This window comes from Pseudomonas sp. WOUb67, from assembly GCF_050058005.1.
GTDB classification, from domain to species: domain Bacteria; phylum Pseudomonadota; class Gammaproteobacteria; order Pseudomonadales; family Pseudomonadaceae; genus Aquipseudomonas; species Aquipseudomonas putida_R.
Genome location: NZ_CP170112.1, coordinates 5973027 through 5997789 on the forward strand (window position 1 = coordinate 5973027; position 24763 = coordinate 5997789).

Sequence of the window (24763 nt, forward strand, 5' to 3'; positions counted from 1 at the left end):
AATCCTGGCGGTTTTACAACGGTCAGCCGCTGTTGCCCAGCCCACAGCCAATCAACAACTTGCTCCGTATCGCCACAGCCCGAACACCGCAATAAATGGCGCAAACCCCGCTCCGTGGGCCTTCCAGCGCCCGGCACGACCTGTGCAATCACCGGTAGATCCCCCTCCTTCATGTACCTGGAGTATTCCGATGACTGCCCTCGAACAGCACCTGCCCGCCCCCGCCAACGGCACCGATTACGCCACGCTCGCCGCACGTTTCAGGCCCATCTTCAGCCGCATTGCCGAAAGCAGCGTGGAACGCGAGCGCAACCGCACCCTGCCCCATGAACCCATCCAGTGGCTGAAAGAGGCCGGCTTTGGCGCCGTGCGGGTACCGGTCGAGCATGGTGGCGGCGGCGCGTCGTTGCCGCAGTTGTTCCAGCTGCTGATCGAGCTGGCCGCAGCCGACTCCAATGTGCCCCAGGCCCTGCGCGGCCATTTCGCCTTCGTCGAAGACCGCCTCAACGCCCACGCCAGTGCGCCACAGGATGTGTGGTTCCAGCGTTTTGCCGCCGGTGACCTGGTGGGCTGCGCCTGGACCGAAATCGGCGCGGTGAAGATTGGCGATGTCATCACGCGCGTGTCGCGCCAAGGCGAGCAGTGGGTGGTCAACGGCACCAAGTACTACAGCACCGGCAGCCTGTTCTCCGACTGGATCGACCTGTTCGCCCGCCGCGACGACACCGGCGCCGACGTGATCGCGGCCATTCGCACCCGCCAGCCCGGCGTCCGCCAGAGCGACGATTGGGACGGCTTCGGGCAGCGCACCACCGGCAGCGGTACCTCGGTGTTCGAAAACGCCGTGGTCGAGGAAGAGAACATCATCGACTTTGGCACCCGTTTCAAATACCAGACCGCGTTCTACCAACTGGTGCTGTTGGCGGTGATCACTGGCTCCGGGCGTGCCGCCGTGCGCGACTTCAGCCACGAGACCCGCACGCGCACCCGGGTGTTCAGCCATGGCAACGGCGCCGCCGTCAGCCAGGACCCACAGGTGCTGCAAGTGATCGGCAAGGCCTCGGGCCAGGTGTATGCCGCAGAAGCGGCGACACTGCGCGCCGCCGAGGCCAGCCAACAGGCTTACCTGGCACGCTTTGCCAATGACCCGGCCGCTGAACAGCAGGCCAATGTGCTTGCCGAACTGGAGTCGGCCCAGGCCCAGGTGGCGGCCATAGACCTGGTGCTGCGCGCCACCAGCGACCTGTTCAATGCCCTGGGTGCCTCTACCACCAGCACCAGCCGCCAGCTCGACCGCCACTGGCGCAATGCCCGCACGGCGGCCTCGCACAACCCGGTCATCTACAAGGAGCGTATTGTCGGCGACTGGCATGTGAACGGGGCCGAGCCGCCGTACGTGTGGCAGATTGGTGGGGGTGCCAAGCAACCCTAAGAGACGGCTCTCCTCTATGGGACCAACTGTCTTGCACCATCACTCAAGCTACCGCATCACCCTGTAGGAGCAGCCTTGTGCTGCGAAGAGGCCGGTAGGGCTAAAGATCATCTTCGGCTGCAATGGCCTCTTCGCAGCACAAGGCTGCTCCTACAGGGACCGCGCTAGCCCGCCTGGTTGGCGTGGCGGCTGAGGTCGCGATAACCCGCTGCCGGGTGGCTGGCCGGCAGCCGTGGGCCGTCGCCGAACAGCTTCTCGCGCAGGGTGCCGGGGCGGTATTCGGTCTTGTAGGCGCCGCGTTGCTGTAACTCGGGTACCAGCAGCTCGACCACGTCGCGGAAGGTTTCGTGGGCCAGGGCATAGGTCAGGTTGAAGCCGTCGACATCGGTTTCTTCAACCCAGGCCTGCAGTTCGTCCGCCACGGTTTGCGCACTGCCGACGATCAGCGGGCCGAAGCCGCCGATGCCGACCCAGTCGGCCAGTTCCTGCACGGTCCAGCGCTTGTTCGGGTCGGCGGTGGAAAACGCTTCCACGGCCGACTGGATGGCGTTGGTGTGGATATGCTCCAGCACCTGGTCGGGCTGGTACTCGCTGAAATCGATGCCGGTCCAGCCAGAAATCAGCGCCAGGGCGCCTTCGTAGCTGGCGTAGCTTTTCAACTCCTGCCATTTGGCCTGGGCCTTGGCGTCGGTTTCGTCGACGATCACCGTCTGCATGTTGAAGATCAGCACCTTGCGCGGGTCGCGCCCGGCCTCGGCGGCGCGGCGGCGAATGTCGGCCACGGTCTTTTTCAGGATGACCTTGGACGGCGCCGCGACGAACACGCATTCGGCATGGCCGGCGGCAAAGTTCTTGCCGCGGCTGGACGCCCCTGCCTGGTAAAGCACGGGGGTGCGTTGCGGCGAAGGTTCGCACAGGTGAATACCCGGGACCTGGAAGTGTTTGCCGTGATGGCGGATCTCGTGGACTTTGCGTGGGTCGGTGAACAGCCCGGTTTCGCGGTCGCGCACCACCGCGCCGTCTTCCCAGCTGCCCTCGAACAGCTTGTACAGCACCTCCAGGTACTCGTCGGCATAGTCGTAACGGGCGTCATGGTCGCTCAGCGCCTTCTGCCCCAGGTTGCGCGCACCGCTGTCGAGGTAGGAGGTGACGATGTTCCAGCCGATGCGGCCCTTGGTCAGGTGGTCCAGGGTCGACAGGCGGCGAGCGAACGGGTACGGGTGCTCGAATGTCAGCGAAGCAGTCAGGCCGAAACCGAGGTGCTCGGTGACCAGCGCCATGGGTGTGATCACTGCCAGTGGGTCGTTCACCGGCACCTGGGCCGCCTGGCGGATGGCTGCATCGCCATTGCCACCCAGCACATCGTAGATGCCGATCACGTCGGCAATGAAGATGCCGTCGAACTTGCCGCGCTCCAGCAGCTTGGCCAGGTCGGTCCAGTAGTCCAAATCCTTGTACTGCCAGCCGCGGTCCTTGGGGTGCCGCCACAGGCCGGGTGACTGGTGGCCGACACAGTTCATCTCGAAGGCGTTCAAACGAATTTCACGTGGCATGGGGAATTCCTGTTCGATAGGCTCGGCACCCTTTTCAGGTGCCCTTGAAGCTTTATCAACACGATTCATGCCAACAAGATAATCGTTATAAATCAGCAGTTTATATAGATTAAAAAACAGCACTGATGCCTGAGCGACGACATCACTGTCGATCAACTGTCCACTGGCAGACAGCAGGCAATGTGACCGGGTTTTAGCCGGATCGCGCCCGACCCGTTAAGATGGTGATTCTTAAACCAGATGCAGACCACAATGCCCAACGACGCACCCATCGGCCCAGGCCGGCCAAAGGACCTGGTCAAGCGCGAGGCGATTCTCGAAGCGGCCAAGGCCCTGTTCCTCAGCCTTGGTTACGCCAACACCAGCATGGATGCGGTCGCTGCGGCGGCAGGTGTTTCAAAACTCACCGTGTACAGCCACTTCACCGACAAGCAGACCCTGTTCTGTTCGGCAGTCATGGCCACCTGCCAGGTCCAGCTGCCCGACCTACTGTTCGAGTACCCGGAAGGGGCACCGGTGGACGAGGTGCTGCTGACCATTGCCCGTGGCTTCCAGGCACTGATCAGCAGCGACGAAGCGGTCAAGCTCAGCCGCCTGATCATGGCCCAGGGCAGCCTGGACCCAAGCTTTGGCGAATACTTCTACGAAGCCGGGCCCAAGCGCGTGCTGGCCGGAATGGAAGCGCTGCTGCGTGGGGCCCATGAGCGCGGGCTGCTGCACATCGACAACCCGCTGCGGGCGGCGGAGCACTTCTTCTGCCTGGTCAAGGGGGCACCGGATTACCGGTTATTGCTGGGGTGCGCAGCGCCGCTGGAGGGGGATGAGGCCGAGGCGCATGTACGGGAGGTGGTGGGGGTGTTCTTGCGGGCATTCAAACCCTGAGGCGTAAACGGGCCTTTGTGGGAGCGGCCTTGTGTCGCGAAAGGGCCGTAGACCGGCCCCAGCAATACGCGCGACAACGCGGGAATCACGGGGCTGCCTTGCAGCCCTTTCGCGACACAAGGCCGCTCCTGCGCGGACCACGCTCGCCAATCAGCCAGAGCCTGTTTAACCAACACGCCCATGACTACCTAGCATTAGTGCCAGTAGTCAACCCTGCAATTCTTCAGCAAGCTCGTATCGTCTACGCCTATGAGCACACACCCCATGAAAGCGCGAACCCTAAAGATTTTTTACAAAGGCAATAAGCTTTCGACTTTGTATACAGGCACTGCTCACCAGACAGTGCTCAGCGCCAATAACCAGAACTTATGCGAAACGACAAGCCTACCTTCGCAAGCGAGCCTCTTGGCTACAGACGCACAATCGTCAACCGTCAATATTGTCTCAGAAAGCCAGACGACCATTAACTACGGCCCCTACGGCAATGACAGTAGCCCGCCTGACAATCCCTTGTTATCTCGATTCACAGGCCAGAGTTGGTTACCCGCCGCCATCGGCTACTTGCTGGGTAATGGCCACCGCCTGTTCAATCCAGGACTGATGCGCTTTCACAGCGCGGACAGTTTTTCGCCATTCGGAAGCGGTGGCCTTAACACCTATACATATTGCGGCAACGATCCCATCAACAGAGTGGACCCCAGCGGCAGATTTTTCGCAAAGCTGTTTAAACGGTTTAATCAGGGCTATTCGTACAAAAAACTGGCTCCACGCCTGGATGAATCGAGCCCTAGCCTATCTAGAAATGAATACAATGCGCTGTCAAATTCTATCAATAAACGCCAACGCCGAGCTGAGAGCAAGCTAGACCGCGGACTTACAAATGACCTTCTCCATACAACAGAAAATGCATTCCAAGAAATAAACAAGATTAATCAGCAACACACAATACTGGGTCTTTTGTCCGTGGACAAAAACAGGCGTTTTAATTTTGACACTACCCACCTTACGCGAGAACTGCATGGACACATTCCAGTCCATGCTGGTCCTACCAGTAAACGCGCTGAACAAATACTTAACAGCCCTTCAACCCTTGACCCTTCCATTCCGGAAGATTTGGTACACCAAGAGCTGCTAGAACGTCTGAGACGCCTGCGTCAGGGTTAGGCCTTCAACGCCTTCTTCGGGTAAATGTCATACCGGCTCGACTTGCCTTCCAGGCTATGGCCCGGCTTCGGTCCGTCGATGATCGGCGCCTTGCGCGGGCGCTTCACCACCACCCGATGGCTGGCCAGCGCCAGGGCAGCTTCGAGCAGGGCCGGGGCATCCAGGTCGTCACCCACCAAGGGCCGGAACACGCGCATTTCCTTTTTCACCAGGGCGCTCTTGTCGCGGTGCGGGAACATCGGGTCGAGGTAGATCACCTGTGGTGCCTCGCCTTCCCAGGCGCGCATGCGCTCGATGGCGTTGCCGGTCAGCAGTCGCATGCGCCCGACGATCGGGCCCACCTCGTCATCCGACCGCGCCCGCGCCAGGCCATCCTCCAGCAACGCGGCAATCAGCGGCTGGCGTTCGATCAGGGTCATCTGGCAACCCAGGCTGGCCAACACGAATGCGTCTTTGCCAAGGCCTGCCGTAGCATCCAGCACTTGAGGTCGCACGCCTTGGGCAATGCCCACGGCCTTGGCGATCATCTGCCCGTTGCCACCACCAAACTGGCGCCGGTGCGCGGCCTGGCCGTCGACGAAGTCCACCCGCACCGGCCCCGGTGCCTGCGGCCCCAACTGCTGGATCTGCAAACCCTCGGCGCCCACCTGCACGGCGAACCCGGCGCTCTCGTCCTGTAGCGGCAGGCCTAGGCGTTCAGCCCACACCTTGGCCTGCTCCGCATACTCAGCCGACATCGCCTCGACCCTGATACCCGTGCCTTGCTCTTCCATCGTCCACACCTAAAAAATCAAACCAAGCCTTAATGAATCAGCAGCCACGGCCGATACAGGCAATATCCCGCTATTCTGCCAGAGCACAACGCGCGCGACTGCCATGTCAGATACTCTTCCTATCGGCTTGACCTATTTGTCGCCTGTCGGCAACTACAGTCAGCACAACACCCAGGCACTCGGGGGCGTCAGCCACCTGTGGCAGGATTTCTTTGCCCGGGCCATGGCCGAGCAGCAGGAAGAGCCCGTAGACAGCGTCAGCCAGTCGTTCGTGCAGTACGACCAGGACAGCGGCGAACCCATCGGCGGCGCCCGTGCGCTGGCCCTGATCGACGCCCAGCGCGCCTGCCCGGTGCAGGACACCGAGGTAGCACCGCCCGAGCCGCTGTTCCTGCCCAAGGCAGAGCTTGAAGCCAACCTGCTGCCGCCTGCGCCCGAGCCGTTCAGTGCCATGGAGCTGATCGAGCAACAGCGCCAGCTCGACACCAGCAACAGCTGGATGCGCCCGGTGGTGATGAGCCAGGGCCATCCGATTGCCGAGCCCGGCCCGGGCCCTGCCCCGCGGTCGTTGTTCCTGCCCATTGCCGAGTTCGAGACCAACCTGCTGGACCCGGCACCGGAACCGTTCGACGACGCCACCCTGGCCAAACAGCAAAACGACCTGGAATTCGACATCCACTGGGCCCGCCCGGTGGTGCTGAACAACGTGCGCGTTCACGCCTGAGGCTAACGGCAGATCTGCCAACGCCCCATGTCCAGGTGGAAGTGATTGTGGTGCGCGGCATTGTAGTCCGGCCCCAGTACCGTGCTGAAGCTCTCGCAAGCCGCTTGCTGCACCTGGCGCAAGAATTCTGCCTTCTGCCCCCCCGCCTGCCAGTCACGCGCCAGCACGATGCGCTGGCCGTCCTGCAGGCGAAAACCGCTGATATCCAGCGCATTGGCCGTAGCGTGCTGGCTCAGGCGACCTTGCTTGCGGTGGTAGACATTGCGGCAGGCAAAGCTGCCCAGGTGATCGACCTGGGTCACCGCTTGACCCAGCACACGCTGCGCGAGCGGCTGCAAGCCGTGGTTCTCGAACAGCGCGTAGGCCACCGCCAGCGGGCAACTGGCCAGGAAGCTGCTGCTGAGCCGCGCCTGCCCGCCCTCGATGCGCCATACGTTTTGCAGCGGGCAGTTGGCCGAAGCCGGGCTGTCGGCTTGCGCCCGGTAGCGCAACTGACTGGCTTCCAGCGCCTGCCGGCACAAGGCCGGGTCATCGCGCAGACGTGAAAGCTTGTACGGCGTCAGCAGGTTGGGCGGCTGGCGTACGTCCAGCGGCGCCCAGGGGTTCCACACGGCAGGCAGCCGCCAACCGAACTGCCACGCCAGCCCGGCCAGTACCAGCAGGCCGGCCAGCAGCGCCAGCACTGCCCGCATCAGCGGCGGAACAGGTCGTTGAGCTGGGCGAACGGCAGTGCCTGCTCACCGTAGCTGAACGTGCCCTCATCGCGTATTTCCAGCGCAGCGCGGTGGAAGGCCCCCAGCGCGGCACGGGCCAGCGACGAGCCGACGCTGATACGGCGTACGCCCAGGTCCTGCAACTGGTTCACGCTCAACGACACCCCCGCCATGCCCATCAGTACATTCACCGGCCGCGGGGCGACCGCCTGTACCACCGCACGGACTTCCTCCACGGTGCGCAGGCCGGGTGCGTAAAGCACATCGGCGCCGGCCTCGGCAAAGGCTTGCAGGCGCAGGATGGTGTCATCCAGGTCCATGCGCCCGTGCAGCAGGTTTTCTGCCCTGGCGCACAGGGTGAACGGGAATGGCAGGCTACGGGCAGCCTGCACGGCGGCCCGAACACGTTCCACCGCCAACCCGAAGTCATAGATGGGCGCATCAATTCGGCCACTGGCATCTTCGATGGAGCCGCCGACCAGGCCAGCCTCGGCGGCACGCAAAATGGTCCTGGCGCAGTCCTCTGGCAGGTCGCCAAAGCCGTTCTCAAGGTCCGCAGCCACGGGCAAGGCCGTGGCATCGACGATCTCGCCAGCGTTATCAAGGGTATCGTCCAGGCTCAAGGCGCCTTCGGCATCCGGGCGGCCCAGGCTGAAGGCCAGGCCGGCGCTGGTGGTCGCCAACGCTTCGAAGCCCAGGCTGGCCAGCAGCTTGGCGGAGCCGGCATCCCACGGGTTGGGGATGACGAACGCGCTGTCGCGCTCGTGTAACGCCTTGAAGGCTTCGGCTCGCAGGGTTTGCACATCCATGGATCAACCTCCGGCAGTCAGGAAAAGGGTCAGAGTAGCCCCAGTTGTTCGACCTCGGGCGCGCGCGGCAATTCAGGCAAAGATGCAAGGCCCGGCAGGCGTGCCATCAGGCGCTGGTGAAAGCGTTGAGCCAACGCCGCTGCCAGCCGGTTGTCCGAGGTGTGCAGGAAGATGTAGGGGCTGCGGCCCTCCTCGATCCAGCCAGCGACCTTGTCTACCCAGGGGGCCAGGAAGGTTTCGTTGGCTTCCAGTTCCGGGTGGCCGATAAAACGCACCTGTGGGTGCTGGCTGAAGGCCGCGGGGCGTGGCGGCACCTTGGGCTTCTTTGACTGCGCATGCAGCACGGCAGGGTCGCGCGAGGTGCAACTGAACAGCGCACGCGGGTCGAGGCAGATGCGCTCCACACCGCGTTCGTGCAGCAGGCGGTTGAGCAGGCGTTCTTCCTCGCCCTTGGCGAAGAAGGCCTGGTTGCGCACTTCCACGGCCACCGGCAGGCCGATCTCGTCGAGGAAGTGGCAAAGCTCGCCCAGGCGTGCCGGGCCGAACTGGGCCGGCAACTGCAGCCAGTACGGCGAAACGCGCTGGCCCAACGGGGCCATCAGGCGGGTGAAATCGAAGGCAGGCTCAAGCTGATCACGCAGGTCCCCCTCGTGGCTGATGTCCCGGGGAAACTTGGCGGTAAAGCGAAAGTGCTCGGGCATCACCTGTGCCCAACGGGCAATGGTGCCGGGGGCGGGGCGTGCGTAGAAAGTGGTGTTACCCTCGACGGCGTTGAACACCTGGCTGTAGAGGCCAAGCATTTGATTGCTGTTTGCGTCGGCGGGATAGAGGTAGTCGCGCCAGGCGTTTTCGCTCCAGGACGGGCAACCGAGAAAATAAGGCAGTGGTGATGAACTCATCCACTAAATGTACAGGTCGAGCCCCAGTACTTCCATGTCCCAGTCGGTGAAACCGGCGGTGCTCAGGTAGCTGGCCAGTGCGGTGGCGGTGCGCCGGTCACGGGCGCGGGGGAAGATCATGTCTTGCTGGCGGGCTGGCAGGCCACCGCTGCGACGGCGGGCGGTGGCTTCCATGGGTGCTGGCTGGCTGTCTTCGATCAGCTCGGCATCATCGATGGCCTCGTCACGCGCCGCTGCCTTGCGCGGGGTGCGCTTGACCGGATAGGACTGCGATGAGAAACCGTCGATACGCATGGCATGAGCACTCAGGACCAATGATAGCAATTTAACAGCATCAGGGTTCCGTCGCTAATGCTTGAGTGATAACTGGACCACAGATCGCGCAAAAGGTTTTAGAGTGATCGGCGATAACCGACGAACAGCACTCAGTGCTTCTTGGGCGTAGCTACATTATCGCGCAGGTAGACCGGTTGCGCCTGCTCGGCGACGATTGCCTCGCCACGCGCCCAGGCGAAACTGGCCAGGCTGAGAACGTCCAGCGCATTGGGCAAGGCGCCAGGGTTGCTGGCCGCCACCTGCACCGCCAGGCGCTCGGCATAGCCCCATCCGGTACCGGCACCGAACCACTCGCCATGGCTGTCTGCCGGCAGCGCTACCTGCTCGGGCGGCAACACCGCTTCGCGGCCGACCAGGCGCATTTCGCCCGCCGTGGCCTGGTAGCAGCCCCAGTACACTTCATCCATGCGCGCATCGATGGCAGCCGCCACCTGCTGCACGCCCTGCTCGCGCAAGGCGCCCTGGGCCAGCGCGGCCAGGTTGGACACCGGCAGCACCGGGCGCTCCAGCGCGAAGGCCAGGCCCTGGACCACACCAATGGCAATGCGCACGCCAGTGAAGGCGCCCGGGCCACGGCCGAATGCGATGGCATCCAGTGCATTCAGCGAAACGCCGGATTCGGCCAGCAACTGCTTGATCATCGGCAGCAGCTTCTGCGCGTGCTGACGTGGGATCACCTCGTAATGGCTGGTTACCTTGCCGTCATGCAGCAGCGCGACGGAACAGGCTTCGGTGGCGGTATCCAGGGCCAGCAGGGTGGTCATCGAACGGGTATCCAGGTGCAGGGAAAAGAGCGCCAGTATAAACGACAACGGCCCGCAAGCGGGCCGTTGTCGATATGCGTCAGGCGCTGATCAGCTCAGGGCTGCCAGGACCTTGGCAGTGATGGCGTCGACCGAACCGACACCTTCGATGTGGCTGTACTTCGGCTTGCCGGCATTGGCGGCCGACAGCTTCTGGTAGAAGTCCACCAGCGGTTTGGTCTGGGTGTGGTAGACCGACAGGCGATGACGAACGGTTTCTTCCTTGTCGTCGTCGCGCTGGATCAGGTCTTCGCCAGTGACGTCGTCCTTGCCTTCCACTTTCGGCGGGTTGTACTGAATGTGGTAGGTGCGGCCCGAGGCCAGGTGCACGCGGCGGCCAGCCATGCGGCCGACGATTTCTTCGTCGTCCACGGCGATTTCGACCACGGCGTCGATGTCGACACCGGCAGCAACCATGGCTTCGGCTTGCGGGATGGTGCGTGGGAAGCCGTCGAACAGGCAGCCGTTGGCGCAATCAGGCTGGGCGATGCGCTCCTTGACCAGGCTGATGATCAGCTCGTCGGAGACCAGCTGACCGGCATCCATGACTTTCTTCAGTTCCAGGCCCAGTGGGGTACCGGCCTTGACGGCGGCACGCAGCATGTCACCGGTGGAGATCTGTGGAATACCGAACTTTTCGGTGATGAACTTTGCCTGAGTACCTTTACCGGCCCCGGGAGCTCCCAGCAGAATTACGCGCATCTTGTGCTCCTCAAATTTTTTTATGAAATTCAATGGATTCGGCAACCAGGGCCAAGTCCGGAAAATCGGGTATGACCATAAAACGGTCAGAAGGCTGCTCAAGATACACAGCGCCCGGCAGCCATACAAGCGTCCCAAAGTTGCAGGAATGCGCCACTTGTGGCCGACCGGGCAGGTGGTTGCGCCCGGCGCAACCACCCTACCCTTAGCCGTGCATGGCCTGCACGGCATTCACGCGGGCCAACCTGGCCCTACCCTCAGCCGGTATTGCGCAACCCGGCGGCAATACCCGCCACGGTCACCAGCAAGGCCTGCTCCAACGGGCTGTCCAGAGCGGCTTCGCGGCTGCGCGAGCGGGCCAGCAACTCGGCCTGCAGGCGGTGCAGCGGGTCCAGGTAGGTGTTGCGCAGGCTGATGAATTCCAGCGTCTCGGGGCTGTGTGCCAGTAGCACCGGCTGCCCGGTCAAGCCCAGCACCACCTGGCAAGACTGCGACAATAGGTCGCGCAGGTGTGCACCTAAAGGAAGCAAGTCCGGTTGCACCAGACGTTCGTCGTAGGCCTCGGCAATTTGCGCATCGGCCTTGGCCAGCACCATTTCCAGCATGTCGATGCGGGTGCGGAAGAACGGCCACTGCTCGCGCATCTGCGCCAGCAACTCACCCTGGCCACGGGCCAAGGCGTTGCTCAGCGCGGTTTCCCAGCCCAGCCAGGCCGGCAGCATCAGCCGGGTCTGGGTCCAGCCGAAGATCCACGGGATGGCCCGCAGGCTTTCGATCCCCCCTGCGCGGCGCTTGGCCGGGCGGCTGCCCAGCGGCAGGCGCCCCAGCTCCTGTTCTGGCGTCGACTGGCGGAAGTACTCGACAAAGTCGGGGTTGTCGCGCACTACGCTGCGGTAAGCCTTGACGCCATCGGCAGCCAACTGGTCCATCACCTCGCGCCAGGCCGGTTGCGGGGGCGGTGGTGGCAACAGCGTCGCTTCGAGCACAGCGGCCAGGTACAGGTTCAGGTTTTGCTCGGCGATGCCCGGCAAACCGAACTTGAACCGGATCATCTCGCCTTGTTCGGTGGTGCGGAAACGCCCCGCCACCGAACCCGGTGGCTGCGACAGGATCGCCGCGTGGGCCGGGCCACCGCCGCGGCCTACGGTACCGCCCCGGCCGTGGAACAGCAGCAGTTCGACCTGGTGCTCGGCACAGATGCGCACCAGGTTTTCCTGGGCCCGGTACTGCGCCCAGGCCGCTGCCGTGGTGCCGGCGTCCTTGGCCGAGTCGGAGTAGCCAATCATCACTTCCTGCGGGCCGCGCAGCCCGGCACGGTAGCCCGGCAGGCCGAGCAGGCGCTGCATCACCGGGCCGGCGTTGTCCAGGTCGGCGAGGGTTTCGAACAGTGGCACTACGCGCATGGGGCGGGTTAGCCCGGCTTCCTTGAGCAGCAATTGCACCGCCAGCACATCCGAAGCGGCACCGGCCATGGAAATGACATAGGACCCCAGCGAGGCAGCCGGCGCGGCGGCCACTTCCCGGCAGGTGGCCAGCACTTCGGCGGTATCGGCCTGCGGCCTGAAGTGCGCGGGCAACAGCGGCCGGCGGTTTTTCAGCTCGGCCTGAAGGAATTCGATGCGGCGATCTTCATCCCAGTCGGCATAGCGGCCCAGGCCCAGGTAATCGGTGATTTCGGTCAGCGCGTCACGGTGGCGGGCAGCGTCCTGGCGAACGTCCAGACGGCCGAGGAAAAGGCCGAAGGTGACGGCGCGGCGCAGGCAGTCGAGCAACGGGCCTTCGGCGATCACGCCCATGCCGCATTCGTGCAGCGACTGGTAGCACAGCTCCAGCGGCGCGATCAGGTCGCGGTTGTCCACCAACACTTCGGCGCTGGCCGGCTGGCTGCCGGTCAAGGCCGTATGGGCCCAGGCACGCGTTGCCCGCAGGCGGTCGCGCAGTTGCTTGAGCACGGCGCGGTAGGGTTCGGCACTGTCGCCGACCCGCTCGCGCAAGGCATCGCTGGCCTGCTGCATGGACAGTTCCGCCGCGAGTGCGTCGATGTCGCGCAGGAACAGGTCGGCGGCCATCCAGCGCGCCAGCAACAACACTTCCCGGGTAACGGCGGCAGTCACATTGGGGTTGCCGTCACGGTCACCACCCATCCACGAGGCAAAGCGGATTGGCGCGGCTTCCAGCGGCAGGCGCAGGCCGGTGGCTTCCAGCAGGGCCTTGTCGACCTTGCGCAGGTGGCTGGGGATGGCGTGCCACAGCGAGTGCTCGATCACCGCGAAGCCCCACTTGGCTTCGTCTACCGGGGTCGGCCGGGTGCGGCGGATTTCTTCGGTGTGCCAGGCCTCGGCAATCAGCCGGCGCAGGCGTTCACGCACCTGCTGGCGTTCGTCCGGGGTCAGGTCGCGGTGGTCCTGGGCAGCCAACTGGCCGGCGATGGCGTCGTACTTCTGGATCAAGGTGCGCCGGGCCACCTCGGTGGGGTGCGCGGTGAGCACCAACTGGATGTCGAGCTTGGCCAGCTGCCGGGCCAGGGCATCGTTGCTGTGCCCGGCCTGCTTCAGGCGCGCCAGCAGCTCGGGCAGCACACGGGCCTCGAAGGGTTCGGGCTGGCCGGCGTCGCGGCGGCGGATCAACTGGTACTGCTCGGCCATGTTGGCCAGGTTGAGGAACTGGTTGAAGGCCCTGGCCACGGGCAGCAGGTCTTCTTCGCCAAGGTCGGCCAGGGTCGAGGTCAGTTGCTCGCCGGGGCCACGGCGGTCGGCCTTGGCGCTGTGGCGGATGTCTTCGATTTTCTGCAAGAACGCATCGCCATGCTGCTGGCGAATGGTTTCGCCGAGCAGCTCACCCAACACATGGACATCTTCACGCAAACGCACATCGATATCGGTCATTGGCCCTCTCTTTGGCGCGGCTCTGGCGCACTGCATCCCTTTCAGCCTTCACACTCCCCCTGTAGGAGCGGGTTTACCCGCGAACACCGGCGCAGCCGGTGCCCGACACCGCGTTGGCTTCTTCGCGGGTGAACCCGCTCCCACAGAGGCGTGCGGTACATGGCTCAAGAGTGCCCGCAGCCGAGCGCCAATGGCAAGCCGTGATCAGCCAAAGCAAACTAAAGTGAAAGCACAGCACTCCCATGCAATGCAGCCTTAGCAGGCGTTAACAGAGGTCATCATGAAAATCCGTGAACTCGCCCAGCACTGGGAACAGAATGCCGCCGGCACCCTCAGCCGCACGGGCCATGTCTTGCATCTGGACCTGGAGTCCGAGGCGCGCCTGGCCGCGCTGATCGACATGTACCCCAAACGCACCGCCGAGGAACTGCTCGGCGAGCTGGTGGCGGCCGCCCTCGAAGAACTGGAAGCCAGCTTCCCCTATGTGCAGGGTCATCAGGTCATCGCCACCGATGAAGAAGGCGACCCGTTGTACGAGGATGTCGGCTCTACTCCGCGCTTTCTGTCCCTCTCGCGACAGCACCTGCACAGCTTGAGCACCACCGGCGACGACAGCGAAAGATAACCACCCGCCCCACCGTTCCGGGCCTCGCCCAGGCCCGGAATACCACCTCAGCCTGCGAAAGTTCCAGGCAAATCGCGCTGACCGATCAGTCAGAAATAATTCCTCGTTCAGTGCACTTTTTTCTGAACCATTCCAAAAACGGTCGAGTCGGAGCCAATAGCCATCACGCTAAAACCCTGCACACTGCCCTCGTGCACCGTCCAGCTGAAGCGCGCGGTTTTGTCAGGGAATAAGCGATGGACTGCTACGGACATCGTAATCAGGAGTGATCCAATGGAGCTGACCACCATGAAGACCCGCACTAGCAAACTGTCATCTACTCATGTGCGCGGGTTCAAGCTGGCCGCGCTGGCCCTGGGCAGTAGCCTGGTCCTGGCCGGCTGTGCGGGCAACCCGCCTACCGAGCAGTATGCCGTTACCCAGTCCGCCGTGAACTCTGCCGTCAGCGCTGGCGGTACCGAGTTTGCCGCCGTTGAGATGAAAGCGGCACAGGACAAGTTCAAGCAGGCCGAGATTGCCATGCATGACAAGAAGTACGACGAAGCCAAGCGTCTGGCCCAGCAGGCCGAGTGGGACGCACGCCTCGCCGAACGCAAGGCCCAGGCAGCCAAGGCTCAGAAGGCCGTGCAGGATGCCCGTCAGGGCGTCCAGGACGTACGTGAGGAAGGCCTGCGCAGCGCTCAGTGAGCCCTGCCCCGCCAACCTTAGCCTTCGCACTCGATCAAAGGATGAACACTATGCGCAATTACGTCATGATTCCCGCCCTGCTGGCCCTCAGCGTTGGTCTTGCTGCCTGCTCGCACGACCCTAACGCCAACCTGGAAGCGGCCCGCACCAACTTCTCCTCGCTGCAGAGCGACCCGCAATCGAGCAAGGTCGCGGCGCTGGAGACCAAGGACGCCCAAGACTGGCTGAACAAAGCCGACAAGGCCTTCATGGACCGTGAAGACCAGAAGCAGGTCGACCAACTGGCCTACCTGACCAACCAGCGTGTTGAAGTGGCCAAGCAGACCATTGCCCTGCGCACCGCCGAAGGCGAACTGAAAAATGCCTCGGCCCAGCGCGCACAGGCCAAGCTGGATGCCCGCGACGCGCAGATCGCCAAGCTGCAGGACAGCCTCAACGCCAAGCAGACCGACCGCGGTACGCTGGTGACCTTTGGCGATGTGCTGTTCGACTTCAACAAGGCCGAACTCAAGAGCAACGCCTACCCGAACGTCACCAAGCTGGCCCAGTTCCTTCAGGAAAACCCGGAGCGCAAGGTGATTGTAGAGGGCTACACCGACAGCGTCGGCTCGGCCAACTACAACCAGACCCTGTCCGAGCGCCGCGCCAACAGCGTACGCATGGCACTGGTACGTGCCGGCGTCGACCCGGCGCGCATCGTTTCCCAAGGCTATGGCAAGGAGTACCCGGTAGCGGACAACGGCAGCAACTCGGGCCGTGCGCAAAACCGTCGTGTGGAGGTGACCATCTCCAACGACAACCAGCCGGTGGCACCGCGTGCAATGAGCCAAGCACAGCAGTAAGGCTGGCTGAACCCGGAACCCCGCCTTCATGGCGGGGTTTTTCATGCGCCGCAATCAAAAAAGCACCTTTAAAAGCACTCTTTGAGGCACTACACTTTCATCAACGCCAATCATACTCATCGGTTGATACAACTATGACCTATCCGGTTCTTGCCGATCTGGCAGCATCCATCACAGACCTCAAGAAAGACCCTATGGGCACTATCCGCGAAGCTGCCGGTGAAACCGTGGTCATCCTCAATCGCAACGAACCGGCGTTCTATGCGGTTCCGCCAGAACGCTATGAAGCGATGATGGAATTGATCGACGACATGCAACTGGCTGAGCTTGTCCGACAGCGGCGCGGTGGGCCTACCGTAAGAGTGGATATCGATGAGCTCATCGCCGAAGCCGAAGGAAACAAAAAGCTACGACCTTGAATTCGATGTGCGGGCAAGGAAGGAATTTCAAAAGCTCGATGGCGTATTGCAGGTTCAGTTCGCGAGAAAGCTGAAGGAGCGATTGGCTCAGCCCAGGGTGGAGAAAGACAAACTTTCCGGCATGCCGGACTGCTACAAGATCAAGCTGCGGTCGGCTGGTTATCGGTTGGTTTACCGGGTTTTCGATCAGCGCGTGGTGGTGATCGTCATCGCGGTAGGCAAGCGAGAGCGAAGCGATATTTACGACTCTGCCCGTTCACGCCTGAAATGACCTGACAGTCTTTTATGACCTGCCCGGGCCTCTTCGCGGCTAAAGCCGCTCCCACAGGGACCGCGTCAAATTCGGGCTTTACGCAGTACCTGTGGGAGCGGCTTTAGCCGCGAAAGGGCCGGAACAGGCGCTGAAAAGATTGGCTCACTTCACCTGCTGCGGGGTTTCCTCGCCCATGCAGCGCACCGCACGCTTGCGGTTATCCACCAGCACGCCGGTCAGGCCTTTCTGCTCGGTGTCGAACAACACCAGCACGCCATCGACGCACTGGGCCACTTGCGGCGCCGGGTCCAGCGACACCTTGTAGTCCTCGCCCGGGATGGTCTTGAGCATGGTGAAATCCTGCAGCAACAGGGCATCCTCGGGTTTGGCGAAATGCAGGTAACCGTAGTACCACAAGGCCCCCACCGTCACGATGATGCTGCCGACGCCGGTCAGGATCAGCGGGATGGCGTTGCGTTCTTCACTCATTGCTTGTTCTTCTCGTCAGGGAAATTGGGCACTTCGGCAAGCCGCCGCAGGCCGTTGAAATGGCTGGGGTCATCAAGGAAACGCAGCATCACCTGGCGCCACGTGGGGTCGGCGAAGGTCTGCACGTGGCCACCGCGGGTCAGTTGCAGCACCCGCGGCGGTGGCGCGTGCTGGTACAGGCGGATGCCGTTGTCCATCGGCACCAGGTTGTCGTCGATGCTGTGGAAGAACAGCTTGGGCGGGCTGCTCAGCTGCTCGATCGAACGGATTGCGCTGTCGCCGTCCGGCACCAGCCACGACAGCGGTACCTGCAACGGCCAGGTCATCCACGACGTGCTAAGGGCAAAGCGCCCGACGGAACGGTAACTGGCTGGCACGCCATCGAACACCAGGGCACTGAAGCGCTGACGCTGCTCGGGGTGGGCCGCCAGGTAGTGGATGGCCATGGCACCGCCAAGGCTTTGCCCCAGCAGCACCAAGGGCTTGCCCTTGACCTCCGGCGCCTGGTCCAGCCAGGCCATGGCGGCGGCGATATCTTCGTACACTTCCGGCAGGCTTGGCGTCCCCTGGGACAGGCCATAACCGCGGTAATCGATCATCAGCACTTGGTAACCCTGCTCCGGCAGCCAGTAGCTGCCACCCAGGTGCCCCGGCAGGTTGCCGCCGTTGCCGTGCAAGTGCAGTACCGTACCTTTGACCTCGACCCCGGCCTTGGCCGGCAACCACCAGCCGTGCAGGCGCAGCCCGTCCGACGTGACAAGGGTGACATCGCGGTAGTCGAGCTTGGCCCGCTCAGGCGTAAAGGCCTGACCACGCTCGGGGTAGAACAGCAGGCTGCTGCAGCCGCCAAGGCCCAGCAGGACCAAGCCCAGGGCCAGCAGGCGGCAGCACTCAGAGAATGTTCGCGTAGTCGGCTTCAATACGGTCCAGGCTCAGGTGGTTGAGGAAGTTGGAGAAGCACATCCAGGCCGACAGCGCGTTAAGGTCACGGAACTGCTCGGGCAGGTACTTGGGCGGCGCGACCAGGCCCTCCTCCACCAGCTGGCGCAAGGTACGCATGTCTTCCAGGGTGGTCTTGCCACAGAACAGCAACGGGATCTGTTCGAGCTTGCCCTTCTTCACGGCCAACTGAATGTAGTTGTAAACCATGATGAAGCCCTTGAGGTAGGACAAGTCCTTGGTGAATGGCAGGCCATTGGGCACCGAACCGCGGAACACCCGGCTGGCGTTGCTGTAGCTCTGCGCCATCTCGAAGCCTTGCTCGCGGAAGAAGTTGAACACCTGAAGGAAATCGGCGCCCTCCTCGACCATGTGGATGGCCCGGGTGCGGTTGGTGAGCTTGCGCAGGCGGCTGGGGTAGGACGCGAAGGCAATCACCTCCATGAGGATGGCCAGGCCTTCCTGGGTCACCGTCGACGAGGGCGGGCCCTTGGCCAGAAAGGTACAGATCGGCTGGTTCAGGCCATTGAGCGTGGTGCCCACGTGCACCAGCCCTTCGTGCACTTCCAGGGCGCGCACGTCGCGGGCGTTGAACATGGCATCGGCGCGCACCTTGATGTAGTCGGCACCGGCCGCGGCATCGGCGACGATACCGTCGGACTCGAACACGCGGATGGTTTCCTCGGCTTCGCCAAACACCTTGTTCAGCCGGCGCTGGAGGATCTCCACGGCTTCCTTGGCGGTGAGGTTCTTCGGCTCGTCCTTCAGGTCGCCACGGCCATCGATGTTGTTCAGGTAATCCGACAGCATCAGGCCGAGGTCGGCCAGGGTCGGGTCACCGGCATGGAAGGCATCGGAGGCAGCGCCATACAGCTCCTGGGAAATCAGGCCGAAGTCCTCGGTACCGCGCGCTTCGAGCATGCGCACCACCATGCGGTATTCGCGGCACATGCGCTTCATGATCTGCCCGACCGGGTTGAACTGGCCCAGCTGGCGGATGATGTCACGTTCGATGCCCTGGAACTCGGCCTTCACCGCGCCGGAGTCGAACGACAGCGGGCGCGACTGGTAATAGGCACGGTCGACGGCCGGCGGCTCCTTGCCCTTGGCCTTGAGGAAGCCCTGACGGATGTTGTCGTCCCATTTCACCGCGTCCAGCACCCGGATCGGGGTCTGTGCCGCGACGATGCGGTCGGACAGGGCGCGGATGGTTTGCTGGTATTCGTCCACCGGGGACTCCTTATTGAAACAAAGGGCCAAGCCTTGTGTTGCCTGTGCCGGCCTCTTCGCGGCTAAAGCCGCTCCCACAGGGACCGCACTGGTCTCAAGCCTGATGCAGTACCTGTGGGAGCGGCTTTAGCCGCGAAGAAGCCAACACGGTCATTTGCCCGAACGCTGGAACCGCGCCACCTCGACGAACAGGTCGGAGTTGGCCGGGTCGTCCAGGTACGCCAGCACCCGCGCCGACGGGCTGTCGATCAGCACGCCTTCACCATTGTCTTCCGGCACCTCGGTGCTGCGCCCCATCAGTTCCTTCTTGTCCACCGCCTGCTGCACCTGTTCGACGTCCAGGTTGTAGACCACCAGTTCCTTGCCATCGACGATGTCGAAACCGCCAATCAGGAAGTTGCCCCCCAGGCGCTTGGGCACGCCGGCCGACAGGTACCAGCGGTTGCCGTGGCGCGACACGGTGAACACGTATTCCTCCGGGGCCTTGCCCTTGGCCGTGGCCACCGCCTTGTAGGCACCGCCGCCGCTGCGGCTGATGGTCAGCTTCAACGGTTCGCCCCAGGCGTCCTTGCTGCTCCACTTGCCGAGCAGCGCCTTGGGCGCCGCCTGGTTGCTGGGCAAGGGCTCATGGAAGGTCACCAGACAACCGCCCAGCAGCAGGAATGACAGAGTCAACAACACCACACGCCAGGCTTTCATCAGGTTCTCCTTGAAAAATCGGTCTCGGCTCAGGCCGATGCCAGCACCAGCTGCAGGTATCGGGTAAGCATAGCGAGCATCTGCCCATCGGCTTGCGCGTTCGCATCCTTGAGCAGGCCCTGATATTCCATCTGCTCGATAATCGCCGTCAACATCTGGGCGTCCTGTTCGGGTTGTCGCGACCCCACCACCTGCAGCAATTGCCGGGTGCCGTGCAGCAGGATCTGCTCGTGGGCACGCACCAGCTCAGCCAGGCGTGGGCACAGCAGCGCCTCCTGGCGGAAGGCCTGTTCGGCCATCAGGAAGTCACGGCGGTTCAGCAGTTGCCGCTGAACATAGTCGGCAGTCATGCGCGCCACTTCGTCAGCCAGCCGCGCCCGTGCCGCCGGGCTGCCGTCACCCTGGGCCAGCAACTGGCGCAGTACCACTTCGGTGTTGGCCCACAGCTTGGCCATGTAGGCGGCACTGCGCTCGACATACTGGGCGAAGGTGTCGGTGAGCAGGTCCTCGATGTCCTTGAAGTAGTAGGTGGTGGCCGACAGCGGCACAGCGGCCTCGGCGGCCACTGCCCGGTGGCGCACACCGCGCACGCCATCGCGCACGACGATGCGCATGGCGGCGTCGAGGATCAACTGGCGGCGCTGTTCGCTGCCTTGGCGGGCAGTCTTGCGGCCTTGGTATTGCACGTTTTCGGCGACGGCGGTAGCGATGCCGGCGGCGCCTTGGTCAGGCATGACAGGTGTCACGGGGATACCTCATGGGCAGTGTTTCATCAGTGCCGGCCTCTTCGCGGGCACGCCCGCTCCCACAGGGCCCCCACAACATTCAGGACCTGTGCAAGACCTGTGGGAGCGGGCGAGCCCGCGAAGAGGCCAGTACAGACAACATAAAGCTTCAGGCAAGAAAAAGCCGCCTCGAAAGGCGGCTTGTTCAATTCACTCAGGCCTGTGGACGCATGTGCGGGAACAGGATCACGTCGCGGATCGACGGCGAGTTGGTCAGCAACATCACCAGGCGGTCGATGCCGATGCCTTCACCGGCGGTCGGCGGCATGCCGTACTCCAGCGCACGCACGAAGTCGGCGTCGTAGTGCATGGCTTCGTCGTCACCGGCGTCCTTCTCGGCCACCTGGGCCAGGAAGCGCTCGGCCTGGTCTTCGGCATCGTTGAGCTCGGAGTAGGCGTTGGCGATTTCGCGGCCACCGATGAACAGCTCGAAGCGGTCGGTAACGGCCGGGTTGTCGTCGTTGCGACGGGCCAGCGGCGACACTTCGAACGGGTACTCGGTGATGAAGTGCGGCTGCTCCAGCTTGTGCTCGACCAGCTCTTCAAAAATCATCACCTGCAGCTTGCCCAGGCCTTCGTGGCCCAGCACCTTGGCACCGGCCTTCTTGGCGATGTCGCGGGCGCGGTCGACGTCCTGCAGGTCGGCAGCGGTCAATTCCGGGTTGTACTTGAGGATCGAGTCGAACACCGACAGGCGCACGAACGGCTCGCCGAAGTGGAACACCTTGTCGCCGTACGGCACGTCGGTGCTGCCCAGCACCAGCTGCGCCAGCTCGCGGAACAGCTCTTCGGTGAGGTCCATGTTGTCGTTGTAGTCGGCGTAGGCCTGGTAGAACTCGAGCATGGTGAATTCAGGGTTGTGACGGGTCGAGACACCTTCGTTACGGAAGTTGCGGTTGATCTCGAACACCTTTTCAAAACCACCCACAACCAGGCGCTTGAGGTACAGCTCCGGCGCGATACGCAGGAACATGGCCATGTCCAGGGCGTTGTGGTGGGTTTCGAACGGCTTGGCCGCCGCGCCGCCCGGGATGGTCTGCAGCATCGGCGTCTCGACTTCGAGGAAGTCACGCTCGATGAGGAACTTGCGAATGTGCGAAATCACCTGCGAGCGCACACGGAAGGTGTGGCGGGTTTCTTCGTTGACCATCAGGTCGACGTAACGCTGGCGGTAGCGCTGTTCGGTGTCGGTCAGGCCGTGGTGCTTGTCCGGCAGCGGGCGCAGCGACTTGGTCAGCAGGCGCACGTTGGTCATTTCGACGTACAGGTCGCCCTTGCCCGAGCGGGCCAGAGTGCCTTCGGCGCTGATGATGTCGCCCAGGTCCCAGGTCTTGACTGCGGCCAGGGTTTCTTCCGACAGGGTCTTGCGGTTGACGTAGACCTGGATGCGACCGGTCATGTCCTGGATAACCATGAACGAGCCACGGTTGAGCATGATACGGCCGGCAACCTTGACCGGAATCGCGGCTGCTTCCAGCTCTTCCTTGGTCTTGTCCGCGTACTGTTTCTGCAGGTCGTTGCAGTAGCTGTCGCGACGGAAGTCGTTGGGGAAGGCGTTGCCTTTGGCGCGCTCGGCGGCAAGTTTTTCCTTGCGCAGGGCGATCAGGGCATTTTCTTCCTGTTGCAGGTCTTGCGATTCGGTCTTGAGGTCGCTCATGTCGTCATTCTTTCCATCAGGTATTCGTTGCCCTTTTCGGGCAGGGCACGCGATACCGGCGGGTAGCCAGGTATCGCGGCAGTGGAGTGCGGCTTACAGCCCTTGCTTGAGGCTTGCTTCCAGGTACTGGTCGAGGTCGCCGTCCAGCACTTTCTGGCAGTCGCTGCGCTCTACGCCTGTGCGCAGGTCTTTGATGCGCGAGTCATCCAGTACGTAGGAACGGATCTGATGGCCCCAGCCGATGTCCGACTTGCTGTCTTCCAACGCCTGCGAAGCAGCGTTGCGCTTCTGCATTTCCAGCTCGTACAACTTGGCCCGCAGCATTTTCATGGCGGTGTCTTTGTTGGCGTGCTGGGAGCGTTCGTTCTGGCAGGCCACCACAGTGTTGGTCGGTACGTGGGTGATACGTACGGCCGAGTCGGTGGTGTTCACGTGCTGACCACCGGCACCGGAGGAGCGGTAGGTGTCGATGCGCAGGTCGGACGGGTTGATGTCGATCTCGACCTTGTCGTCGATTTCAGGCGACACGAATACCGCCGAGAACGAGGTGTGGCGACGAGCACCGGAGTCGAACGGGCTCTTGCGCACCAGGCGGTGTACACCGATTTCGGTCCGCAGCCAGCCAAAGGCGTATTCGCCCTTGATGTGCACGGTGGCGCCCTTGATGCCGGCGACTTCACCCTCGGAAAGCTCGATGATGGTGGCGTCGAAACCGCGCTTGTCGGCCCAGCGCAGGTACATGCGCAGCAGGATGTTGGCCCAGTCCTGCGCCTCGGTACCGCCGGAGCCGGCCTGGATGTCCAGGTAGGCGTTGTTCATGTCCATCTCGCCGCTGAACATGCGACGGAACTCAAGCTGGGCCAGGGATTCTTCCAGGCCCTGCAGCTCGGTCTCGACGTCGCCGACAGCGCTTTCGTCATCTTCCTCGACGGCCATGTCGAGCAGGTCCTTGCAGTCGGACAGGCCGTTGGACAGCTTGTCCAGGGTCTCGACGACCTGTGCCAGCATGGCACGCTCACGGCCCAGGGCCTGGGCGTACTCGGGCTTGTTCCAGACGTTGGGGTCTTCCAGCTCGCGGTTGACTTCGATCAGGCGGTCATGCTTGTGATCGTAGTCAAAGATACCCCCGAATGGACTGGGAACGCTCGGTGAGGTCCTTGATGGTGTTCAGGATCGGTTGGATTTCCATGGGCTGGCTACTCGTGCGAATTCGGTGAAAAGCCCGCGAGTATAACCGAGTCCGTAGCCAGGCGGCAGACCCGCCGGGCGGTAGCTTATTCAGAATGCTGCACACACCCTGTGGGAGCGGGTTCACCCGCGAACACCGGCAAAGCCGGTGCCATCCACCGCGTCGCATTCTTCGCGGGTAAACCCGCTCCCACACGGAATGCGCGCTGTTCTCGCTAAATCAGGCGATGCCGACCTGGTTACGCCCGCTGTTCTTGGCCTGGTACAAACCCTTGTCCGCCGCCGAGATCAACTGCCGGCAGTGGCTGCCGACGGCCGGGGTCTGAGTGGCCAGGCCGATGCTCACGGTCAGGTGCGAGTCGGCCACCGGGGCGCTGTGCGGGATGCCAAGGCCGAAAACGGTCTGGCGCAGCTTTTCAGCCACCAGGCGTGCCCCGCCTGGCGAGGTATTGGGCAGCACCAGGGCAAATTCTTCGCCGCCATAGCGGGCCGGCAGGTCGGTCGGCCGCGAGCACGAGCCACGGATCGCCTCGGCCACCTGGCGCAAGGCCTCGTCGCCGGCCAGGTGGCCGAAGCTGTCGTTGTAGGCCTTGAAATAGTCCACATCGATCATCAGCAACGACAACTGCTGCTGTTCACGCATGGCGCGGCGCCATTCCAGCTCCAGGTACTCGTCGAAGTGGCGGCGGTTGGACAGCCCGGTCAGGCCATCGGAGTTCATCAGCCGCTGCAGCATCAGGTTGGAGTCGAGCAACTGCTGTTGGCTGACGCGCAGGGCACGGTAGGCCTCATCGCGTTGCAGCAGGGTAAGGTAGGAGCGCGAATGGTAGCGAATGCGCGCTACCAGCTCGATGGTGTCCGGCAGCTTGACCAGGTAGTCGTTGGCCCCGGCGGCAAACGCCGCGCTCTTCACCAGTGGGTCTTCCTTGGTCGACAGGACAATGATCGGGATGTCCTGGGTGGCCGGGTTGTTGCGGTATTCGCGCACCAGGGTCAAGCCGTCCAGGCCGGGCATGATCAGGTCCTGGAGGATGACCGTGGGCTTGATGCGCATGGCCTGGACCACCGCCTGGTGCGGGTCGGCACAGAAGTGGAAGTCGATGTTGTCTTCATTGGCCAGACCACGCCGCACCGCCTCGCCGATCATGGCCTGGTCGTCGACCAGCAGCACCATCGCCGAGTTTTCGTTGGTGGTGGCAAAACCTTCGATCGGTAAATCATTCATACCTGTTCACCCGAACACTGCCGGTCTGGCGGCGTGATTCAATACATTTC

At 63.0% G+C, this 24763-nt stretch carries 26 protein-coding genes; 9 read left to right on the top strand and 17 right to left on the bottom strand.

Annotated features, from left to right (window positions below):
- Window positions 1-190: 190 nt before the first annotated feature.
- Window positions 191-1432: an acyl-CoA dehydrogenase family protein gene (locus tag ABOC32_RS26395; protein WP_426809441.1), complete on the top strand. Its 1242-nt coding sequence runs from the start codon at window positions 191-193 to the stop codon at window positions 1430-1432.
- A 164-nt stretch (window positions 1433-1596) separates the two neighbouring features.
- Here ABOC32_RS26395 and ABOC32_RS26400 read toward each other — a convergent pair whose 3' ends face one another.
- Window positions 1597-2985 carry an LLM class flavin-dependent oxidoreductase gene (locus tag ABOC32_RS26400; protein WP_426809442.1) on the bottom strand — a complete coding sequence of 463 codons (1389 nt, stop codon included), beginning with the start codon at window positions 2983-2985 and terminating at the stop codon, window positions 1597-1599.
- 240 nt (window positions 2986-3225) lie between these two features.
- On the opposite strand from ABOC32_RS26400, the gene ABOC32_RS26405 reads away from it, so the two are divergent.
- Both ABOC32_RS26405 and ABOC32_RS26410 read left to right on the top strand, forming a co-directional pair.
- Complete coding sequence (locus ABOC32_RS26405) at window positions 3226-3867, top strand: TetR/AcrR family transcriptional regulator (RefSeq protein WP_426809443.1); 642 nt, start codon at window positions 3226-3228, stop codon at window positions 3865-3867.
- A gap of 264 nt (window positions 3868-4131) precedes the next feature.
- Window positions 4132-5031, top strand: coding sequence for an RHS repeat-associated core domain-containing protein (locus tag ABOC32_RS26410; protein ID WP_426809444.1), 900 nt, complete (start codon window positions 4132-4134; stop codon window positions 5029-5031).
- Here the strand turns inward: ABOC32_RS26410 and ABOC32_RS26415 are convergent.
- A complete protein-coding gene (locus tag ABOC32_RS26415; RefSeq protein ID WP_426809445.1) occupies window positions 5028-5804 on the bottom strand; it encodes a class I SAM-dependent methyltransferase in 777 nt (258 codons plus the stop codon). The two genes, ABOC32_RS26410 and ABOC32_RS26415, sit on opposite strands and share 4 nt — an antisense overlap.
- A gap of 103 nt (window positions 5805-5907) precedes the next feature.
- Here ABOC32_RS26415 and ABOC32_RS26420 point away from each other — a divergent pair, with 103 nt between their 5' ends.
- Window positions 5908-6528, top strand: a complete 621-nt coding sequence (locus tag ABOC32_RS26420; protein WP_426809446.1) for an energy transducer TonB — start codon at window positions 5908-5910, stop codon at window positions 6526-6528.
- 2 nt (window positions 6529-6530) lie between these two features.
- On the opposite strand, the gene ABOC32_RS26425 is transcribed toward ABOC32_RS26420, so the two are convergent.
- From ABOC32_RS26425 to ppc, 7 genes are all read right to left on the bottom strand, one after another.
- A complete protein-coding gene (locus tag ABOC32_RS26425) occupies window positions 6531-7220 on the bottom strand; it encodes an extensin family protein (RefSeq protein WP_426809447.1) in 690 nt (229 codons plus the stop codon).
- Window positions 7220-8050 (bottom strand): isocitrate lyase/PEP mutase family protein, encoded by an 831-nt coding sequence (locus ABOC32_RS26430; RefSeq protein WP_426809448.1) that lies wholly within the window; start codon window positions 8048-8050, stop codon window positions 7220-7222. The genes ABOC32_RS26425 and ABOC32_RS26430 overlap by 1 nt, the downstream gene beginning before the upstream one ends.
- 29 nt (window positions 8051-8079) lie before the next feature.
- Entirely contained in the window at window positions 8080-8949 is an 870-nt protein-coding gene (locus ABOC32_RS26435) for a DUF72 domain-containing protein (RefSeq protein WP_426809449.1), read from the bottom strand.
- 3 nt (window positions 8950-8952) lie between these two features.
- Window positions 8953-9243, bottom strand: a complete 291-nt coding sequence (locus tag ABOC32_RS26440) for a hypothetical protein (RefSeq protein WP_426809450.1) — start codon at window positions 9241-9243, stop codon at window positions 8953-8955.
- 131 nt (window positions 9244-9374) lie between these two features.
- Window positions 9375-10049, bottom strand: a complete 675-nt coding sequence (gene tsaB / locus ABOC32_RS26445; protein WP_426809451.1) for a tRNA (adenosine(37)-N6)-threonylcarbamoyltransferase complex dimerization subunit type 1 TsaB — start codon at window positions 10047-10049, stop codon at window positions 9375-9377.
- A gap of 90 nt (window positions 10050-10139) precedes the next feature.
- Window positions 10140-10790: an adenylate kinase gene (adk, locus tag ABOC32_RS26450; protein ID WP_012270800.1), complete on the bottom strand. Its 651-nt coding sequence runs from the start codon at window positions 10788-10790 to the stop codon at window positions 10140-10142.
- Between the two features lie 257 nt (window positions 10791-11047).
- Entirely contained in the window at window positions 11048-13675 is a 2628-nt protein-coding gene (gene ppc, locus ABOC32_RS26455) for a phosphoenolpyruvate carboxylase (RefSeq protein ID WP_426809452.1), read from the bottom strand.
- Window positions 13676-13955: 280 nt separating this feature from the next.
- Between ppc and ABOC32_RS26460 the strand changes: the two genes are divergently transcribed.
- The 5 genes from ABOC32_RS26460 to ABOC32_RS26480 all read left to right on the top strand — a co-directional run bounded on the left by ABOC32_RS26460 (window position 13956) and on the right by ABOC32_RS26480 (window position 16519).
- Window positions 13956-14300, top strand: a complete 345-nt coding sequence (locus ABOC32_RS26460; protein ID WP_086978801.1) for a pilin assembly protein — start codon at window positions 13956-13958, stop codon at window positions 14298-14300.
- A 273-nt stretch (window positions 14301-14573) separates the two neighbouring features.
- On the top strand, window positions 14574-14987 hold the full coding sequence (locus ABOC32_RS26465; RefSeq protein WP_014592166.1) for a DUF4398 domain-containing protein: 414 nt from the start codon (window positions 14574-14576) through the stop codon (window positions 14985-14987).
- A gap of 50 nt (window positions 14988-15037) precedes the next feature.
- Window positions 15038-15829, top strand: a complete 792-nt coding sequence (locus ABOC32_RS26470; RefSeq protein ID WP_426809453.1) for an OmpA family protein — start codon at window positions 15038-15040, stop codon at window positions 15827-15829.
- 134 nt (window positions 15830-15963) lie between these two features.
- Window positions 15964-16248 carry a type II toxin-antitoxin system Phd/YefM family antitoxin gene (locus ABOC32_RS26475; RefSeq protein WP_258655496.1) on the top strand — a complete coding sequence of 95 codons (285 nt, stop codon included), beginning with the start codon at window positions 15964-15966 and terminating at the stop codon, window positions 16246-16248.
- Window positions 16202-16519 (top strand): type II toxin-antitoxin system RelE family toxin, encoded by a 318-nt coding sequence (locus ABOC32_RS26480; protein ID WP_426809454.1) that lies wholly within the window; start codon window positions 16202-16204, stop codon window positions 16517-16519. Before ABOC32_RS26475 ends, ABOC32_RS26480 begins: the two co-directional genes overlap by 47 nt.
- Before the next feature lie 144 nt (window positions 16520-16663).
- On the opposite strand, the gene ABOC32_RS26485 is transcribed toward ABOC32_RS26480, so the two are convergent.
- The 8 genes from ABOC32_RS26485 to wspR all read right to left on the bottom strand — a co-directional run bounded on the left by ABOC32_RS26485 (window position 16664) and on the right by wspR (window position 24713).
- A complete protein-coding gene (locus tag ABOC32_RS26485; RefSeq protein WP_016501197.1) occupies window positions 16664-16990 on the bottom strand; it encodes a hypothetical protein in 327 nt (108 codons plus the stop codon).
- Window positions 16987-17910 (bottom strand): alpha/beta hydrolase, encoded by a 924-nt coding sequence (locus ABOC32_RS26490; protein WP_426809455.1) that lies wholly within the window; start codon window positions 17908-17910, stop codon window positions 16987-16989. Before ABOC32_RS26490 ends, ABOC32_RS26485 begins: the two co-directional genes overlap by 4 nt.
- Window positions 17882-19159: a flavohemoglobin expression-modulating QEGLA motif protein gene (locus ABOC32_RS26495; RefSeq protein WP_043203424.1), complete on the bottom strand. Its 1278-nt coding sequence runs from the start codon at window positions 19157-19159 to the stop codon at window positions 17882-17884. The genes ABOC32_RS26490 and ABOC32_RS26495 overlap by 29 nt, the downstream gene beginning before the upstream one ends.
- Window positions 19160-19309: 150 nt before the next feature.
- Window positions 19310-19858, bottom strand: a complete 549-nt coding sequence (locus ABOC32_RS26500) for a hypothetical protein (RefSeq protein WP_426809456.1) — start codon at window positions 19856-19858, stop codon at window positions 19310-19312.
- A gap of 29 nt (window positions 19859-19887) precedes the next feature.
- Window positions 19888-20592, bottom strand: a complete 705-nt coding sequence (locus ABOC32_RS26505; protein ID WP_041167855.1) for a TetR/AcrR family transcriptional regulator — start codon at window positions 20590-20592, stop codon at window positions 19888-19890.
- 205 nt (window positions 20593-20797) lie between these two features.
- Window positions 20798-22300 carry a lysine--tRNA ligase gene (lysS, locus tag ABOC32_RS26510; RefSeq protein WP_043203421.1) on the bottom strand — a complete coding sequence of 501 codons (1503 nt, stop codon included), beginning with the start codon at window positions 22298-22300 and terminating at the stop codon, window positions 20798-20800.
- Between the two features lie 93 nt (window positions 22301-22393).
- Window positions 22394-23489, bottom strand: a protein-coding gene (gene prfB, locus ABOC32_RS26515; RefSeq protein WP_426809457.1) for a peptide chain release factor 2 whose coding sequence is annotated in 2 segments (ribosomal slippage) — window positions 22394-23416 and window positions 23418-23489 — 1095 coding nt in all. Because the reading frame shifts where the segments join, the coding sequence is not laid out codon by codon here.
- Between the two features lie 219 nt (window positions 23490-23708).
- A complete protein-coding gene (gene wspR, locus ABOC32_RS26520) occupies window positions 23709-24713 on the bottom strand; it encodes a Wsp signal transduction system regulator diguanylate cyclase WspR (RefSeq protein ID WP_049274413.1) in 1005 nt (334 codons plus the stop codon).
- Between the last annotated feature and the right edge of the window lie 50 nt (window positions 24714-24763).

What these genes read in the sequence shown, in the direction of transcription:
- ABOC32_RS26395 (WP_426809441.1), top strand. Translation starts at nt 191, where the DNA reads ATGACTGCCCTCGAACAGCACCTGCCCGCCCCCGCCAACGGCACCGAT.
- ABOC32_RS26400 (WP_426809442.1), bottom strand. Translation starts at nt 2,985, where the DNA reads ATGCCACGTGAAATTCGTTTGAACGCCTTCGAGATGAACTGTGTCGGC.
- ABOC32_RS26405 (WP_426809443.1), top strand. Translation starts at nt 3,226, where the DNA reads ATGCAGACCACAATGCCCAACGACGCACCCATCGGCCCAGGCCGGCCA.
- ABOC32_RS26410 (WP_426809444.1), top strand. Translation starts at nt 4,132, where the DNA reads ATGAAAGCGCGAACCCTAAAGATTTTTTACAAAGGCAATAAGCTTTCG.
- ABOC32_RS26415 (WP_426809445.1), bottom strand. Translation starts at nt 5,804, where the DNA reads ATGGAAGAGCAAGGCACGGGTATCAGGGTCGAGGCGATGTCGGCTGAG.
- ABOC32_RS26420 (WP_426809446.1), top strand. Translation starts at nt 5,908, where the DNA reads ATGTCAGATACTCTTCCTATCGGCTTGACCTATTTGTCGCCTGTCGGC.
- ABOC32_RS26425 (WP_426809447.1), bottom strand. Translation starts at nt 7,220, where the DNA reads ATGCGGGCAGTGCTGGCGCTGCTGGCCGGCCTGCTGGTACTGGCCGGG.
- ABOC32_RS26430 (WP_426809448.1), bottom strand. Translation starts at nt 8,050, where the DNA reads ATGGATGTGCAAACCCTGCGAGCCGAAGCCTTCAAGGCGTTACACGAG.
- ABOC32_RS26435 (WP_426809449.1), bottom strand. Translation starts at nt 8,949, where the DNA reads ATGAGTTCATCACCACTGCCTTATTTTCTCGGTTGCCCGTCCTGGAGC.
- ABOC32_RS26440 (WP_426809450.1), bottom strand. Translation starts at nt 9,243, where the DNA reads ATGCGTATCGACGGTTTCTCATCGCAGTCCTATCCGGTCAAGCGCACC.
- tsaB (WP_426809451.1), bottom strand. Translation starts at nt 10,049, where the DNA reads ATGACCACCCTGCTGGCCCTGGATACCGCCACCGAAGCCTGTTCCGTC.
- adk (WP_012270800.1), bottom strand. Translation starts at nt 10,790, where the DNA reads ATGCGCGTAATTCTGCTGGGAGCTCCCGGGGCCGGTAAAGGTACTCAG.
- ppc (WP_426809452.1), bottom strand. Translation starts at nt 13,675, where the DNA reads ATGACCGATATCGATGTGCGTTTGCGTGAAGATGTCCATGTGTTGGGT.
- ABOC32_RS26460 (WP_086978801.1), top strand. Translation starts at nt 13,956, where the DNA reads ATGAAAATCCGTGAACTCGCCCAGCACTGGGAACAGAATGCCGCCGGC.
- ABOC32_RS26465 (WP_014592166.1), top strand. Translation starts at nt 14,574, where the DNA reads ATGGAGCTGACCACCATGAAGACCCGCACTAGCAAACTGTCATCTACT.
- ABOC32_RS26470 (WP_426809453.1), top strand. Translation starts at nt 15,038, where the DNA reads ATGCGCAATTACGTCATGATTCCCGCCCTGCTGGCCCTCAGCGTTGGT.
- ABOC32_RS26475 (WP_258655496.1), top strand. Translation starts at nt 15,964, where the DNA reads ATGACCTATCCGGTTCTTGCCGATCTGGCAGCATCCATCACAGACCTC.
- ABOC32_RS26480 (WP_426809454.1), top strand. Translation starts at nt 16,202, where the DNA reads ATGAGCTCATCGCCGAAGCCGAAGGAAACAAAAAGCTACGACCTTGAA.
- ABOC32_RS26485 (WP_016501197.1), bottom strand. Translation starts at nt 16,990, where the DNA reads ATGAGTGAAGAACGCAACGCCATCCCGCTGATCCTGACCGGCGTCGGC.
- ABOC32_RS26500 (WP_426809456.1), bottom strand. Translation starts at nt 19,858, where the DNA reads ATGAAAGCCTGGCGTGTGGTGTTGTTGACTCTGTCATTCCTGCTGCTG.
- ABOC32_RS26505 (WP_041167855.1), bottom strand. Translation starts at nt 20,592, where the DNA reads ATGCCTGACCAAGGCGCCGCCGGCATCGCTACCGCCGTCGCCGAAAAC.
- lysS (WP_043203421.1), bottom strand. Translation starts at nt 22,300, where the DNA reads ATGAGCGACCTCAAGACCGAATCGCAAGACCTGCAACAGGAAGAAAAT.
- wspR (WP_049274413.1), bottom strand. Translation starts at nt 24,713, where the DNA reads ATGAATGATTTACCGATCGAAGGTTTTGCCACCACCAACGAAAACTCG.